The sequence below is a fragment of the Paenibacillus sp. strain BS8-2 genome (assembly GCF_054483835.1).
This window is the reverse complement of sequence record NZ_CM137010.1, coordinates 3,734,502-3,750,857: the sequence shown is the minus strand read 5'-3', so window position 1 is coordinate 3,750,857 and position 16,356 is coordinate 3,734,502. Positions and strand designations below refer to the sequence as shown.

Below are 16,356 nucleotides of genomic sequence, written 5' to 3'. Positions count from 1 at the left end.
GTTTATTTCACCTTTTCACAGTTATTTGTGCCAGGCACGAATATAATCCACCTCGAAGATGGAATTCAAGCTGTCTCCCGGAAGTCCATCCCATTCAAATATTTCGGTATCCAAAAAAATGTATTGATTCTCATACATAAACGAATGAGATTTTGTATGAATTAGTTGACCGTCGAAATACCATTTAATATGTGTCTGGCTCCACTCCACACCATACGTATGGTAATCTCCAGCTAGCCTGGTGTTTGTTTGATAGTCGAATGGATCTGCAATATCATTGGCCCAACCGTTACGGAAATCATGAGTGTTAGTTGGCATTATCGTATCCTTATGAGCGTTCCTCGTTGAATTCCCTAATGCTTCAACAACATCAATTTCCGAATAATCTCCTTGCAGCCAGAAGGAGCTTGTATGCGAAGCGTCTGCCGCTTTCATCCTTACTTCATAATAACCGTAAGGCGCTTTTGTCTTGGATTGTATGACTGCAGCTGTAATATAATTATCGTTTAACATCGTTTCTCCAGATGCTGCGACTACCTTACGGACGACAGATACTTCATCTCCGTAGACAATTCCGCTTCCTCCGGCGTTGTATACGTACACCTCAGCACTTGTATTTGTTGAACCCGTCGTAAATTCCACAGTGCCGAGCGACCAGCTTGAGCTGGCTACTTCTTTCCACTTCTCACTGCTACCATAATTTTTAACACCTACATTCACTTTGCTGCCCGATCCTTTTTTCAACCATGCCGAAAGCTTGTAAGTCGTATTGGGCTGCAGACCTGTAATGATTTGCACAGCAGCCCCTTGACCATTAATGACAACGCCATACAAGTCGCGATATTTTGCTGAGGTGGATGCTGATTTCGTCCCTGAACCCCAAGTAGACCAATTGGTCAGATTGCCTGTTTCAAAGCTTCCATTTTTGATTAAATTTTCGTTTTTCGTTCGGAGCTTAGCCGAGCCATTACTGATCCAGACATTTGCTGGGTCGAATTGAGAAGGATTTCGTCCGCTCCAATACGTATGTTCATTATGCCATTTTGTTGTGTTCAGTGATGAGCCGCTGAATTCATCACTAAACGTATCGTTTACAATCCATCCTCCCGTATTGCCGGGATCGGAAGCTGGCCACGATGCCGCAGCCTCAGAGAATTGGACGCCGAAGCTGGCAGGAGCAGTCCCTAATGCCATAATGAAAAGCCAGAAAACAATCTTTCCCTTCAACACTCTTGTCATCGTCATCACTCCATTCATACCTTTTATGGTAAGCGCTTACTACTAACACATCACCCCGCTTCTTCATTTATGTAATCTATTGTAAATGAATCAACGAACCTCCAAAATTCACATTTTCGACTATTTATAGCAGGATAACTACTTCCGGATGACCAGCATGTTGGAATCAAATCCAATCCCAACCGTTTATCGTTACATGGTGCTTCTCTCCGCCTGCCTAAATAAGCAAGAGGCCTCCAACTAGAGGCCTCTCACAATCTTCCTTATAGATTAAATCAAATCAGATTTGTCCAGCAGTCTACGGACAACCTCAGCCACTTCGGTTCTTGTTCTTTATTGTTTATAGAGCCTAATTTTTATCCATTATTCAAAAGTAAGTTTTTTAGTATAATTATTTCGTTGACTCATGTTAATATTAAAGCCAACAATATAACTCCACTTCCCATTCATATTATGAGTAAGGCCCCAATTAATACCTTCTAATGGATCATCATTATCAGAATAATCATTCGGTCTATAAGGGCCTGTTAATCCTGGAGCTTCTTTAATTACTGCCATAATTTCAAAATTAATTCCATCCTCAGCGAACTGTATTGTATTTCTTTCGATTCCCTCTTGCCTGAGTAATGCAGCCATTCCACTTTTATACTTCCACAGACATGTACCGTGACCACTGTTTGTGACTGGATTATATTCTGATTTTATATAGGGTCCCATTGGATTGTCAGCGATTGCGAGCCCCCACTTTGTTTCTCTTCCACCCATATAGAGTTCTTCACCCATACGTTCTCCTTTATAATATAAAAAATACTTATTTTGATAATGAAATAACCTTGGTTCCTGAACAGTATGACTATCAAAATCTCCTTTTTCAACTACCACAAATCGGTTATCTTCATCCCCTGCCCATATACCATTGTTTGCAGGACTCAAAATTGGTGCATCCGCTTTCTCCCATGGGCCCTCTGGTGAATTAGAACTTGCAATGGTAATAAATTGTTTAGAGCGACATTTATACTCTCTGCTCATACATTGATACACTAGATAAAATTTATCTTGGCATACAAGTATATCTGGAGAAAATACACTACGATCATCATAACAACCTTGCTCACCCCTAGGTATGGCCAGTCCGATTTCAGTCCACGTCTTTCCATCGTCAGATTTTGCATACCAGATTTCCGCCAAATCCCATGGTACTACCTTCTTGCTTGATTCATCCAAACCAAAGCCATAATGTTCTCCATAAGATTTTGTATACCAAGTGTAATATATCCCGTTATGTCGTATTACACCACTAGGTGAGATCCTATGAACACCTTCTTCCATTCCTAACCCGTCGACTGGCTCTAGTCGAAAATCACAAAACCATTCATTTCCTTTATCAAAATAACCTCGTTCGATGGCTCTTTTCATTGCTCTACTTATTTTTTTTTCAACCTGACTCATCTATACCCTTCCTTTCAATCAGATGCAATTATTCAGATCATAGTTGGTTGTATCCATACTCGACCAAACCAATACGTTCATTGTTTGGGCCCTTAATATGAATCGTTCTTCGACCGCTTGGAAAAAAATCCGGTATCCCTATTGGTGCCTCCTCCTCGATTGCATAACCTGCCGATTTAACTACTTCTACTATTGCATCGATTCCATGTACCTCAAGAGCAAAATGATCACCATTGGTATTACCTAAATCCTGTACCCAGCTCAAGTCCGCAGGTTTCACCAGCATTAGGATACAAGATCCAGCACGAAGAAACTTAAACTGCATTCCATTTAACGTCCCATTTTTTAATACATACTGATAATAATCATCAAAACCTAAAATTTCAGTATAAAACCTAATCGACTTTTCCATATCTTTAGTGTGTATGCAAATGTTAGCCAAACCTTTAACGATATAATCCATCGTAATTTTCTCCCTCTACACTTATATTTATATTTTCTATTGATTCTTTAATTTTTTATTGTACATATATCTTTGTGTGTAATTAATATCGAATCGAAGTATGTAATTCCAATTACTTGTAACATCATGGCTTAATCCCCATTCCATCCCCTTCAGAGGTTCAGACACATCATCTGAGCGAAAAGGTCCAGGCGCTTCTGGCGGATTATTAATCACTGCCACAATATCAAAATTTATGCCATCCTCAGCATACTGGACTGTATTTTTCTCCACTCCATCTGTTCGAAGAATCGCAGCAATTCCGGACTTGTATTTCCACAAACAAGTTTCATGTCCGCTATTAGTAATCGGATTATATTCAGATTTTACGTACGGTCCTGTTGGATGGTCAGAAATTGCAACCCCCCATTTAGTCTCACGTCCCCCCATTTGAATTTCTTCACCCATCGTCTCCCCCTTGTAATATAAGTAATATTTCCCTTGATAATGAAACAAGCAAGGGTCATGAACCTTTAAACTGTCAAAATCCCCTTTGCTCACCACCGATAATCGATTATCCTCATCCCCTAACCATATACCGTTATCGGCAGGACTTAATATAGGTCTATCCAGTTTTTCCCATGGTCCAGCTGGTGAATCAGAAAATGCTAAAGCAATATGCTCTTTGGATCTTCTTAAATAGGGGTATTGAACTGTTTGATATACTAAATAAAACAAACCATTACTTGCTAGTATCTCTGGAGTAAAGACACTACGATCATCATAGTTACCATGAGGGCCTCTTTGAATTGCAACACCTTTTTCTTCCCATACATATCCATCTACCGATGTTGCATACCAAATTTCAGACATATCCCATTGGAACACCTTATTGTTGAGATCACCAGAACCAAATCCTGTATGAGAGCCGTAAGATTTTGTATAGTATGTGTAATAGAATTTATCGTGAAATATAACGCTACTCGGATCCCTTCGATGTACTCCTTCTTCAAGGGTAAGACCAGAGGCCGGTTTGGTTTCAAATGTACACTGCCATTCGCTTCCTTTATTAAAATAAGCTCTTTCACGTGCTCTCTTAGTAGCAGAGCTCTCTTTTCTATTAATCAACTGAATCCCTCCATCATTTAACTAGTTCATTCATTAGCCCTTTACACTACCTGAAGTCATTCCTTGAATTAAATACTTTGAACCTAAAGAAAATAAAACCAAGATGGGTATCGTCCCTAGGGCAAGATATAATATTTGAGCTGCATAATCACTTCTATGAAGCGAACCAATCATTGCAATAGAAAGCGGAATAGTATACAACGATTGGTCATTTAACAATACAAGTGGTGTTAGGAAGTCATTCCAATTCCACAGAAAAAACAATAAAAACAACGTAATAATAGCAGGCTTAACAAGTGGAATGATTATTTTAAAAAATGTATTCATAATGCTACTTCCATCTACTCTTGCTGCATCTAAAACCTCATCATGGATTGATGCACTAATATATTGTTTCATCCAAAAAACACCAAATCCATTTGCCATAGGTACAATTATTAAAGGTATTAATGAATTGCCAAGACCAAACTGTTTCATTTCAATAACAAATCCAATAAGCCCTACTTGAGATGGAATCATAAGTGTACCTAAAATAAACAAGAATAAAATACGATTTAATTTAAATTCTAATTTTGCAAAAGCAAAGCCCGTCAGAGTACTGATAAATACAACTCCAATACTAGCTGTAGTCGCAACTATGAGACTATTCTTATAATAAACTAGGAAATCGTTCTCAAATACAGTGTGTAGATTATTTAACAAATAATTACCAGGTAATAACTTTAGTCCGGTAAACAACTCCTCATTCACATATGTACCCATAATCAACATTATATAGAAAGGAAATAAAGAAACAGTTGTCATTACAGCTAGAAATACATATACAAGTATTATTCCAAATTTAGATCTTCTCTCAGAAATATACTCACCTCGCATTGTAATCACCTCTGTTCATTATTCTCATAGTAAATAATGAAAATATGAATATTAAGACAAATAATCCAAATGCCATTGATGAACCATAACCAAATTGAAATTGACTAAATGTCGTGTCATAAAAATTCATAACAATTGTCAAAACAGAGCGATCTGGACCTCCTAGCGGAATGCTTTGTGTAGAATCAGCTGTAAATAAAACTTTAGGTTCATCAAAGAGCTTTAAATTAGCAATAATACTCATCGTCACTACAAACGTCATAATAGGTCTAAGTAACGGTACTGTAATGACTCTGAATGATTTAAACCATGATGCTCCGTCGACTTTCGCTGCTTCATATAATGAATTTGGAATGGTAGATAGACCTGTCAGAAACATAACCATCATATAGCCATATGCACTCCAAAATGTGAGTAGCACTATTACGACCCTTGCCCCCAATTCCTCCCCCAACCAATTTATAGGAGTTTCGATAATACCTATTTTTGATAGAATTCCATTAATCGATCCATACTTCCATTCGAACATAATTTGAAACAGCATCCCCACCGCAACGGGAGTCGTTAAATAGGGAAGAAAATTAAACAGCTGCAGCGACGACCTTAGTTTGTTTGTAAAATCTTTCAAAAATGCTGCTAGAAATATCCCTGTTATAACTTGAAGTGGAATCGTGAAAACCATTATCAACAATGTATTCCCAACTGATTTATAGAATAATCGATCTTGTAATAACCTCTGGTAATTCCCCAACCCAACATAAGTCTTTTCCCCTATGCCATTCCAGCCTGTAAAACTAACAAAAAATGAAAAAACAATAGGGTATAATTGAAATAAGATATATATAGTAAAAAACGGAAGTATCATAAGATACGGTACATATTGTTTTTTCAAATCAATACCAACCTTCCTATTCCTTATGGATTAATCTGGTTGAGCTGTGTAACTCAGCGTAGTAATATCTATCTGTTACGCTGAGTTACATCATCCTAATTAATAATAATTACTCAGCTATTAAATCTGGAATTTTGGTCAAAATATCTTTCGACACGATATCTAACATTTCATCAACAGTTAGAGTACTTTTGCTATTATTGAGTGCATTTACCGCTAAATTAATTGCATCCTGAAATTCTTTATCGTGTTCTGTAACAGGACGTGCTGGTTTTTGAGTGACTACAATGTCTGATCCGAAATATTTCATAACATCCTGTCCACCGAATTGTGGTTCTTCCTTACTGTAAAAATTCACTTCTGGTTCATATAAACGTTTCAAGGGCGATGTATAACCTTTGCCATCTCTTCTTACAGTTGCACCTTCCTCGCTAAACATCATCCAATTTAAATATATAGCTGCAGCTTCTTTGTTTTTAGCAAGTTTCGGAACTGCCCAAGCAGCTCCCCCCCACGGAAAGCCTCCTTCAGGAGGAACCATAATTCCCCATTGGTTTTTACTTTCCGGGTCATTTGGCTTAATAATCCAGGTGGGTCCCCAATCAGGTAACGGCATGAAAACATGATTTTGTTGAGAGATAGAGGCTGAATGCGCAGGTGTACCTGATATGATCGTGTCTACAATTCCAGCTTCCTTCATCCGAATCAACAATTCAAACGATGTACCAAGCGATTCCTTCAGATTCAGCCTATTTTCCATATAGAATGGTGCATTATTTTGACCCTTTAACATGACCATAGCATCAGATAGACTTGGAAGCATAAATATCTTACCATCTGACTTTTCCTTTATTTCAATACCTCTTTCAATAAAGGCATCCCAAGTTGGCAGAATTGATTCTAAATCTTTATTATCATCCGTTCCAAAAAATTCTTTGGCCAACCCTCTCTTATACCCCAAACCTGCCATCGATGGCCCGCCATCTAAAGCTACGAATTCACCTTTTTCGTTTGAACCCAGCGGAATCATAAAATCAAACAATTGAGAAACATCAATGTTATATGGTGGTTTCGTTAGATCATCCCACACATCAAGTGATAACAATTTCCCCCTAACACCCATTTCAAGCCATATAATATCAGGCAAGTCTGATCCAGATGCAAGTGCAGTTTGTAATCGAACAGGAATCTCTTTGGAACCAATGACATTATGTTCAATTTTGATGTTTGGATACATCTTATTAAACTCATTAATTGCATAATCGTCTGGTTCAGCCTTCTCCCATGTCCATACCTCAAGTGTTACAGTTTCGTCTGAATCTGACCCTTTGGATGTTTCACTAGCAGAAGTTCCACCAGAATCTTCCTGTGCGTTTTTTGTATCATCATTCCCACTACAGCCTGCTACTACGAATAACATCAAGCACATTAGTAATAATAGAAATTTACCAATCATAGTACTTCGATCAAACATGTAGTACTCCCCCTCTTTTTGATTTCCTCCAGCATCACTAATCGTTGTCAATCGATTATCGTGGATAGAGAGAGCAACTCAATCCAGGTTATCCCGTTTTTAGCATTTTTTTAAACATAATCTAAAGTAAGCGATTACAAATTTCCGTTGAATCCCCCCTCAACATTCTATGTGATTAGAAATGTACAGAACAAACCTTGTACTCTGGAAAATTAAATCATTGTAGTGATGACTTAATTGTACAGTACCAAATACTTAATGTCAACAATTTCGGAATAATGACTCGATATTATATTTAATCAAAATTTTTTCGGAACAGATTCTAATGTTAGTTTAAAAACTTCTCATGTTCCATCGTCTTCACCAGAGCTCGACTCACACTTATCCTTTATAGGTATTTAGTCGATTATCTGGATCGATGTTACTTCCTGCTGATTTGTCCCCTCCCTTTTGAGAGTTACTAGTCAAAAAAACTGCCCAGAAGAGTTAAGAATCAACTCCTCCAGACAGCCTCAAACCTGCCGCTATGCTACCGTTATCCATAACGATTTGAATCGGTTGGTACGATTCAACTCCCGCAGGAGCTGCTCTGTCATCGTACTAGGTATATTTGCGTGATCAGATACTCCCATAGCTTGTTGTTACCATTCGGCATAAGACCCATCCTCGTTGCGCCAGATCGGCGAGTGCCACTGATGACCCCTTGCGGCAGCCTCTCTCACCGCTTCCTCATTGATTTCGATGCCGAGACCCGGCTTGTCGGACATATGAACGTACCCGGCCTCATACCGGAATACATGCGGATCCTTTAAGTAGCCAAGCATTTCGGTGCCCTGGTTGTACTGGATGCCCAGGCCTTGCTCCTGAATCGCAAAATTAGGCGTGCTATAGTCGACCTGAAAGCAAGAGGCCAGCGCGATCGGTCCAAGCGGGCAATGAGGCGCAAGACTAACATCGTAAGCTTCTGCCATGGCAGCAATCTTCTTTGTTTCCAAGATACCGCCGGCATGGGATAGATCCGGCTGAATAATATCCACATACCCATCCTGCAGCAGCTGTTTGAAGCCCCAGCGCGTATACATACGCTCGCCTGTTGCAATTGGCGTATTCGTTATCCTAGCAATGTCCCGAAGCGCTTCGTTATGCTCTGGAAGTACTGGCTCTTCAATAAACATGGGCCTGCACGGCTCCAGCTCCTTTACCAGAATTTTGGCCATCGTCTTGTGCACTCGGCCGTGGAAGTCAACCGCAATGCCTACATCTGGACCGACTGCGTCCCTTACCGCTTGCATCCGAGCTACCGCCTGATCGATTTTTTTGTATTCGTCTATATAATGCAGCTCTTCCGTTGCATTCATCTTCAGCGCCTTGAAGCCTAGCGCAACCTGATTTAAGGCGTGAGCAGCTATATCGCTAGGCCGGTCTCCGCCAATCCAGGCGTAAACCTTGATTTTGTCCCGCACGGAACCACCAAGAAGATCATAGATCGGAGCGTTGTAATATTTGCCTTTAATATCCCATAATGCTTGCTCAATACCGGAAATCGCGCTCATAAGGATGGGACCTCCCCGATAGAAGCCGCCGCGGTACATGACCTGGAAGTGATCCTCGATCTTGAGCGGGTCCTTGCCAAGCAGGTAATCCTTCAGCTCTTCTACCGCTGCTCTGGTCGTCGATGCTCTACCCTCCAGAATCGGCTCTCCCCAGCCCTCAAAGCCCATGTCTGTGCTGATCTTCACGAACAGCCATCTGGGTTCAATCTGGAATAACTCTATATCTGTAATTTTCATGGTACTTGCCTCCCTCGAGCTTCAGCTTGCAGTCAATTTTGAAATACAGCTGTGCGAATAGGAAATGAGCCTGCGGTCCACCGACCGCAAGCCCCTCTCCTTACTTATAATTCAAGTAGACGACACGCTTCTGCATGTAGCCTTCCAATCCATATTCGCCATCCTCGCCGCCAAGTCCGCTCAGCTTATGACCGCTATGGTAGCCCTGCATGCCGCCTGACATGCCCTGGTTGACGAATACTGTGCCCACCTGGAGCACATCCGTACCGTGCATCATCTTCTTCATATCGCTTGTGAAGAGGTAGGCGGACAAGCCCAGCTCACTGGAATTGACGATGTTGATCGCCTCCTCGAAGCTTCCGATCGTAACAATCGGCAGCACCGGGCCGAATATCTCCTTCTGCGCCGCTGCCATATCCGGTTTGACATCGACGAGGACCGTCGGCTCGTACCAATAGCCTTTATCGAAGATGCCGCCGCTTGGACGTTTGCCACCCACCGCTACTTTGGCCCCTTGGGCGACCGTTTCTTGCACGATAGCGTCGATTTTCGTCAGATCGTTGCCATTGGCCTTAGGCCCCATCGTAACTGTGCTGTCGAAGGGATCGCCGACTTTGATCGCTTTCATATGCTCCAACAGCTTGGCTGTAAAGGCCTCCGCCACCTTCTCGTGAACGAGCACCAGCTCATTGCATACACATACCTGGCCGCAGTTCGCGAATCTTGCCGTGACTGCCGCTGCAGCCGCTTGGTCAATGTCCGCATCCTCCAATACGATGAACGGAGCCTTGCCGCCCAGCTCCAGCGACAAAGCGGTAATATTGTCCGAAGCAGCTTTGTAGATTTGCTGACCTGCGCGCACGCTGCCGGTTACCGTTACCATCTTCGTAATTGGACTGCTCACCAGAAGCTGCCCCACTTCGGCGCCTGTGCCTGTCACGAAGTTTGCGACGCCAGGAGGGAAGCCCACCTCATGAATCAGGTTAAAAAATTCGGCCGATGCGATTGGCGTCAGCTCATGCGGCTTAATAATCATCGTATTGCCCGTTACAAGCGCCGGGCCGAGCTTTCTTCCGATCAAGGCCAGCGGATAGTTCCATGCGCATAAACCGATGGTGACTCCATATGGAATCTTGCGGATTTGCAGCATTTCCCCTTCCTTATTGGAAGGCAGAATATCGCCTTTAATTTTGTTGGCAGATTCCACAGCGTACATCATATACGCCATGGTATCCTCCACTTCGCCAAGCGCTTCTCGGTATGTCTTGCCCTGCTCCATCACAAGCAGCTTGGCAAGAAACTCCTTTTTCTCCTTCACCTTCTCCACCAGCTTCACCAGGTAAGACGCGCGCTTTACAGCGGGCAGCGCCTGCCAAGCCTGCTGTGCCCGCTCAGAGGATTCCAGCGCCCTCTGCACATCCTCGGCAGCGGCATCGCTCACCAGACCGATAACCTCTTCATTCGCGGGATTATGCACCTCGACCAGTCGATCCGAGGCGGATTCCACCCATTGACCGTCTATATATAACCGATAATAATCCTGTCCATTACGATTGCCCTTCATCATCCAAATCCATCTCCCTCATATTAAGTGGTAAGACAACAACGCCTTTTCCAGCTGCCTTCCTTATTGTCCCTTGAATTCCGGCGCTCTCTTCTCCTTGAAGGCCGCCTTGCCTTCCAGCGCATCCTCGGTTGTGAAGCAGAAGGAGAACAAGCTGTTCTCATATTGCAGCCCTGCATCCAGCGGCATATTCATAGCCGCACGAAGCGCAAGCTTCGCGTTCTCGACAGCAATTGGACTATACGCAGCGATTGTGCTTGCCGTCTCGTAGACCAGCTTCTTCAGTTCACCCGGCTCCACGACCTGCTCTACCAATCCGCAGCGCAAAGCCTCCTCCGCCGACAACAGCCCCCCCGTCAACACCATCTCGTTAGCTTTGCCCGCTCCAACTATTCTTGGTAGCAGCTGCGTACTGCCGCTGCCCCCGATCCAGCCCAGCTTAATTTCTGCTGCTGCGAACTTGGCGCTCGAGGAGGCCATACGAATATCGGCATGCAAGGCAAGCTCCAGTCCGCCGCCAATGGCATACCCGTTGACCATCGCAATGACGGGCTTGCGAATGCTGCGGATCGCCATACAATAATCATCCCGATTACGCAGATCCCATGGGCTGCCGTAATCGTCCAGCACCTCAATATCGCTGCCGGCAGAGAAGCTCTTCTCGCCTTCGCCTGTCAGAACGACGACCCTTACGCTTTTGTCCTTGTTAATCTCCTGACAGAGCTGGCTGAGCGTCTCGCCCATTGCCCGGGTAACGGTATTCAGCTTGCCCGGCCTGGCAAGCGTGATTGTCCCTATATAATTGTCAATCTCATAACGAATATCGTTATTCCCCATCGGCTTGACCCCTTCCATCGTTCTCTACCGAACCGTCGAGGCCAAAATCCACATTGATTTGAATCGTGTGCTCGCCGACAGGAGGCGCTCCCTTGCGATGCGTAAGAAGCCGGCCATTGACCCTGGCGGGATATCGGGTCGTCTTAAACACCGCGCCGCTTGGCCTTACGACCTCCTGGAACATATCCAGCACTTTAATTCCTTCATGCTGGAGCGACTGCTCCCAATCGAACACCTCTGCGCACCAATAATCCGCCGGCTCCAGCATACTCAGCCACTCGCTTGTGGGTCTTGTCTTCAGATGACGATTCAATGTCTTCTTAATGAGATCGCGCTCATTGAACCAGGATGCCTGCTCCGTATATTGAAGCAGCTCCTCGCATTGCAGCAGCTCGCCCAAAGTCAGAATGGAGCCCATGGCGAGCGCAATATATCCATCCCCTGTTTCATAGATGCCATACGGCGCGCCCAGATAGGCATGCGCATTCCGGAACCCGCTACGTGCGGGGAGCTCTCTCGGCTCCTTGTTCATATAAGCGCTGAGCACTTCGAATTGGAAGTCAAGCGCGGCCTCCATCAGACTGATCTCCACAAGTCCTCCGACACCCGTCTTCTCCCGCTTATAGAGCAGTCCAAGCAAAGCCTGAACGAACATGGAGCTAGTGTGCAAATCAATTGTAGCCAGGCCAAAGGGAACCGGCGGCTGATCACCGTCTCCGTTCAGCCATGCAAGGCCGGACATCGATTGTACAAGCAGATCTTGACCCGGCTTGTTCTTCCAAGGGCCTTCGCCGCCATAGCCGGTAATGCTGCCGTATATCATACCGGGATTCAGCTTCTTGACCGATTCATAGTCAAGACCCAGCTTCTCCATCGCGCCGGGACGGAAATTTTCTATGATGACATCCGCCTGCTGGATCAGCCTCTTCACTCTCGCAAGATCGGCAGGCTCCTTCAGGTTGGCGGCGTAGCTTTCTTTGTTCCGATTCATAGACTGGAATACGGTGCTTTCTCCATCTACCCGAAGATTAGCCAGAGTGAGCTGACGGCTGCCATCACCCGTATTCGGCCTTTCAATCTTGATAACTCGCGCCCCCAGATCGGCTAATCGAAGCGCAGAGACTGGGCCCGCCAGATATTGACTGAAATCCAGTACAACAATATCCTCCAGCAGCTTCATCCTGCTCACACCTCCGCTTCTTGATGCTCTCGTCTAATTTGCATGTGCATCTCGTTTAAGGTTTGAATAACAGTCGCCCTTGCCGGCTCCTGATTGATCAGACGATAGCGAATCAGATTGCCCGCCTGCTCCTGGAAGCTGATGTAGCCATGGAATCGCGGTCTCATGGAGCCGTGTCTCAATGTCTCCAGCGTGTTCTCGAAGAAGCCGCCAGACAGCCGGTTCACCTCGGGATCCAGCCACGCCGCCACATGGCCGGGCTGGCCGTCATTCAGGAAAAATGATGAGCGTTGGAAGTCTGGGGAGGCTGCCATCACGACGAACCTCGCAGCAATATCTGCATGCTTGCATTGCGACGAGATCGCAAGCCCCACGCCGCCGATCATGCTCCCCCTCGGCACACCGCTGTCAGACGGAATATTGCCGAAGCTTGCAACGGACGGCCTGAAGCCGGCTCTGGCATAATTCGAGTAGCCATAAATAAGCGGAATGTACGCTATCTCATTGCTGTTCCCCATGAGATTCAACATCTGTATAGGATCCTGATGAACCGATTGCGAATGAACATACGGCATCAGGCTTTCCATAAGCGCGAGCGCCTGCTCGCCAATCTCCATAGGGAGATCGAGGCCCTCACTCCAATACGCCCGTCCCGACAGCTGCGCGCATAATGTGAAGAAGGTCGAATACGCATGTACCGGCACAAGGGGGAGACCGATACACTGCCCCTTCGGCAGCTTCCTGGCAATGCCGAGCACGTCGCTCCAGCTTCGAGCTGGCTCCAGTCCTGCTTCATCCAGCAAGTCCTGCCTATAAGCGCTTACTTGGGCTGCGGCATCCACAGGCAGCGCCCACTGCTTTCCTTCATATGTGTAGCTTGCGTAGCTTAGCCCTGTCGAATGGAGCTCCTGATCCTGCAGGAAGGCTGCCTCCACCCGGTCATTCAAGGGCAGCAGCAGCCCCTTTGCAACCGCTGTGCCGATATGAGGGTGATCAATCATAATGAGGTCATACGTATCTGCCAGCAGCTCAAGCGGGTACAGCTCAAAATCGGCCAGCGATCGTGCATCCCATTCAATCTCGACATCCGGCTCCAGCTTGCGGAATGCCTCTGAGGCGGCTATTAGCGGGTTCAAGCCGCGCTCATGAGACCATGTCATTCCTTTTAATTTCAACTTCATCACCATCTTTTCAACGTTTAATCATCTACTATGAACAGCTATGCGTGAGGGAGCCATCCCATATCGACGGCGTCGTTATGCTCTCCGATGCGCGGTGCTCCTCTGGAGGACTTCAGCCGATGGCCATTCAGACGAATCGGGCAGGAGAGAGCCGTCATTCGGGCTCCGTTGCTTCTATATATATCTTGGATCATGTTCAGCTCGCGGAACGCCTTTTGGTCCAGAAGCTGCTTCCAGTCCAACAGCTCCTCGCAAGCGATGCCGGCCCTCTGGAGTTGAGCGCACCAGTAATCCGCAGGCTGTGTTGTCAGCAGCTCCTCCATGCGGGCAGCAGTCGCTTCGTTACTGAAATACGCAGCGAAGGGAGCAGCGAGCGCTTCGGCCAATGTATGCAGAGGCATATCTCCAAGCGCAATATATCCCGTAGCCGTTGGATACAGTCCCTTCGGCCAACGTATGGATTCGGAAGCTCCTGCAGCTGTGTCTGGGCTCCTCCACGTCATGCGCTTCTCCTCCCAAATCTCTTGCATGGCATCCAACGTGGAATTCAGCATATTGACCTCCACCAATGCGCCGTCGCCATGAATGGATCGACGCACAAGAGCCGCCAGGATGCCCTGCACAAGATGTGCGCCGGTCATCATATCTGCGATGGCTAGACCGAAGGGAACAGGCCTGCGTCTCAAATTGCCGCGGTGCAGCCAGGGCAGACCAGTAAGCGCCTGGAGCAGCAAATCCTGTCCGGGTCTGAGACGCAGAGCGCTATCCTGTCCATATCCGCTTATAGAGCCGTAGATGAGACGCGGATTTATGCCCTTAACCTCTTCATAGCTGAATCCCAGCTTCTCAATGACACCCGGCCGGAAGTTCTGGAGCATCATATCCGCATGGCCTAACAGCTTCCGCACCTTAAGCCGATCAGAATCAGACTTCAAATCCACGGCATAACTTTCTTTGTTCCGATTAATGGAATGAAACAGCGTACTGTCCCCGTCCAGCTCCAAATTGGAAATATACAGCCTTCTGCATAGATCCCCGCCGTCCAGCCGTTCAATCTTAATGACTCTCGCTCCCAGATCGGCTAATCGCAAGCCGGCATACGGACCGGACAGAAATTGACTGAAGTCAAGCACAAGCAAGCCCTCCAGCGGTCTAGGCATCATGATGGTTCACTCTCGCTTCAACTTAAACTGTAGCTGCAGCACCTATCGCAGCTGGAATTCTTCCTCGATCCGGCTGTTGTCCTCGCCCGCCCGCACAATGCCACGGCTGCTCCCCCTATGACTGCCATCGATGGTAATGGGACAGCAAGTGGTCTGGAAGGAGCCATGCTCCGCCTGGACGCTGTGCACATCCATCAAGGCCACGAGGCCATCATGCTGGAGAAGCTCATCAACGTTCTGTACCTTTGCGCACCAGTAGCCGCCTCCCTCCAGAGCGGCCGACCAGGCTGCCGCCGGCTTGCTTATGAGATGATCGGCAATTCGCTGCTTAATCTCATCCCGCTCCAAGAACCAGCTCGCAGGATCTCTATAGGCAGACAGAGCGTCGCACTGCAGCAGCCTCCCCAGCTCAAGCACAGAGCCCATCGCAAGGGCGAGATAACCGTCAGCTGTCTCATAGATGCCGTACGGGGCTGCCAGATAAGCATGCGCGTTGTTGACCATCCCTCTCTGCGGCAGCTTCCCTCCATCATTAAGATGAGTGGTCAACACCTCAAATTGATAATCAATCGCCGACTCCAGCAGGCTAACCTCGACCAGCATCCCCTCTCCCGCCTTGGAGCGGTGTACAAGCGCGGCCAATATGCCTTGCACAAGATTGGCGCTTGCGAACATCTCCACCGTCGACAGCGGGAACGGGATAGGGGGATCATCCGCATTGCCATTAAGCCAAGGCATGCCGGTGAGCGCTTGCACAAACAAGTCATCATACGGCTTCGTTTGCCAATTCCCCTCTCGGCCGTAACCGGTCATGCTCGCATGAATAAGCAGAGGATTAAGTAGCCGTGTTTTCTCATATGGAAACAGAGATGGCTGAGAACAACGGGCAGGCGGACCCTCGATCAGAACGTCTGCCTCGGCAATGAGTTTGTTCAGCCTATCGATCTCGACTGCATGAGCAGTACTGAACCGAAATCTCTCCTTATCGCGGTACAAGCTGACCAGCGGGAGCGGCTTATCCTCTGCCTCCTCGATTCGGACGACACGAGCCCCAAGATCAGCCAGTCTTACTCCTGCGAAAGGACCCGCTAGCTGCGTGCTGTATTCGACAACGAGTAATCCTTCTAAAGGAAGCAAACCG

The 16,356-nt window shown here is 46.2% G+C and carries 14 protein-coding genes; all 14 read right to left on the bottom strand.

The window, feature by feature from the left end:
- Positions 1-21: 21 nt before the first annotated feature.
- The 14 genes from ACX1C1_RS15955 to ACX1C1_RS15890 all read right to left on the bottom strand — a co-directional run bounded on the left by ACX1C1_RS15955 (position 22) and on the right by ACX1C1_RS15890 (position 16,352).
- Positions 22-1,239: a family 16 glycosylhydrolase gene (locus ACX1C1_RS15955; protein ID WP_458953160.1), complete on the bottom strand. Its 1,218-nt coding sequence runs from the start codon at positions 1,237-1,239 to the stop codon at positions 22-24.
- 363 nt (positions 1,240-1,602) lie between these two features.
- Positions 1,603-2,688 carry a glycoside hydrolase family 117 protein gene (locus tag ACX1C1_RS15950; RefSeq protein WP_458953159.1) on the bottom strand — a complete coding sequence of 362 codons (1,086 nt, stop codon included), beginning with the start codon at positions 2,686-2,688 and terminating at the stop codon, positions 1,603-1,605.
- Positions 2,689-2,725: 37 nt separating this feature from the next.
- Entirely contained in the window at positions 2,726-3,151 is a 426-nt protein-coding gene (locus tag ACX1C1_RS15945) for a VOC family protein (protein ID WP_458953158.1), read from the bottom strand.
- A 36-nt stretch (positions 3,152-3,187) separates the two neighbouring features.
- Complete coding sequence (locus ACX1C1_RS15940) at positions 3,188-4,258, bottom strand: glycoside hydrolase family 117 protein (protein ID WP_458953157.1); 1,071 nt, start codon at positions 4,256-4,258, stop codon at positions 3,188-3,190.
- A 33-nt stretch (positions 4,259-4,291) separates the two neighbouring features.
- Positions 4,292-5,134 (bottom strand): carbohydrate ABC transporter permease, encoded by an 843-nt coding sequence (locus ACX1C1_RS15935; protein ID WP_458953156.1) that lies wholly within the window; start codon positions 5,132-5,134, stop codon positions 4,292-4,294.
- Positions 5,124-6,026 (bottom strand): carbohydrate ABC transporter permease, encoded by a 903-nt coding sequence (locus tag ACX1C1_RS15930; protein WP_458953155.1) that lies wholly within the window; start codon positions 6,024-6,026, stop codon positions 5,124-5,126. Before ACX1C1_RS15930 ends, ACX1C1_RS15935 begins: the two co-directional genes overlap by 11 nt.
- 109 nt (positions 6,027-6,135) lie before the next feature.
- Positions 6,136-7,500, bottom strand: a complete 1,365-nt coding sequence (locus ACX1C1_RS15925; RefSeq protein WP_458953154.1) for an ABC transporter substrate-binding protein — start codon at positions 7,498-7,500, stop codon at positions 6,136-6,138.
- Positions 7,501-8,141: 641 nt separating this feature from the next.
- Positions 8,142-9,290 carry a galactonate dehydratase gene (gene dgoD / locus ACX1C1_RS15920; RefSeq protein ID WP_458953153.1) on the bottom strand — a complete coding sequence of 383 codons (1,149 nt, stop codon included), beginning with the start codon at positions 9,288-9,290 and terminating at the stop codon, positions 8,142-8,144.
- A gap of 100 nt (positions 9,291-9,390) precedes the next feature.
- Positions 9,391-10,857, bottom strand: coding sequence for an aldehyde dehydrogenase (gene aldA / locus ACX1C1_RS15915; RefSeq protein ID WP_458953152.1), 1,467 nt, complete (start codon positions 10,855-10,857; stop codon positions 9,391-9,393).
- A 60-nt stretch (positions 10,858-10,917) separates the two neighbouring features.
- Positions 10,918-11,691 carry an enoyl-CoA hydratase/isomerase family protein gene (locus ACX1C1_RS15910; RefSeq protein WP_458953151.1) on the bottom strand — a complete coding sequence of 258 codons (774 nt, stop codon included), beginning with the start codon at positions 11,689-11,691 and terminating at the stop codon, positions 10,918-10,920.
- Positions 11,681-12,871, bottom strand: a complete 1,191-nt coding sequence (locus tag ACX1C1_RS15905) for a CaiB/BaiF CoA transferase family protein (protein ID WP_458953150.1) — start codon at positions 12,869-12,871, stop codon at positions 11,681-11,683. Before ACX1C1_RS15905 ends, ACX1C1_RS15910 begins: the two co-directional genes overlap by 11 nt.
- 5 nt (positions 12,872-12,876) lie before the next feature.
- Complete coding sequence (locus ACX1C1_RS15900) at positions 12,877-14,052, bottom strand: ABC transporter substrate-binding protein (RefSeq protein ID WP_458953149.1); 1,176 nt, start codon at positions 14,050-14,052, stop codon at positions 12,877-12,879.
- A 38-nt stretch (positions 14,053-14,090) separates the two neighbouring features.
- Positions 14,091-15,215, bottom strand: a complete 1,125-nt coding sequence (locus ACX1C1_RS15895) for a CaiB/BaiF CoA transferase family protein (protein ID WP_458953148.1) — start codon at positions 15,213-15,215, stop codon at positions 14,091-14,093.
- 42 nt (positions 15,216-15,257) lie between these two features.
- Positions 15,258-16,352 carry a CoA transferase gene (locus tag ACX1C1_RS15890; protein ID WP_458953147.1) on the bottom strand — a complete coding sequence of 365 codons (1,095 nt, stop codon included), beginning with the start codon at positions 16,350-16,352 and terminating at the stop codon, positions 15,258-15,260.
- Positions 16,353-16,356: the final 4 nt, after the last annotated feature.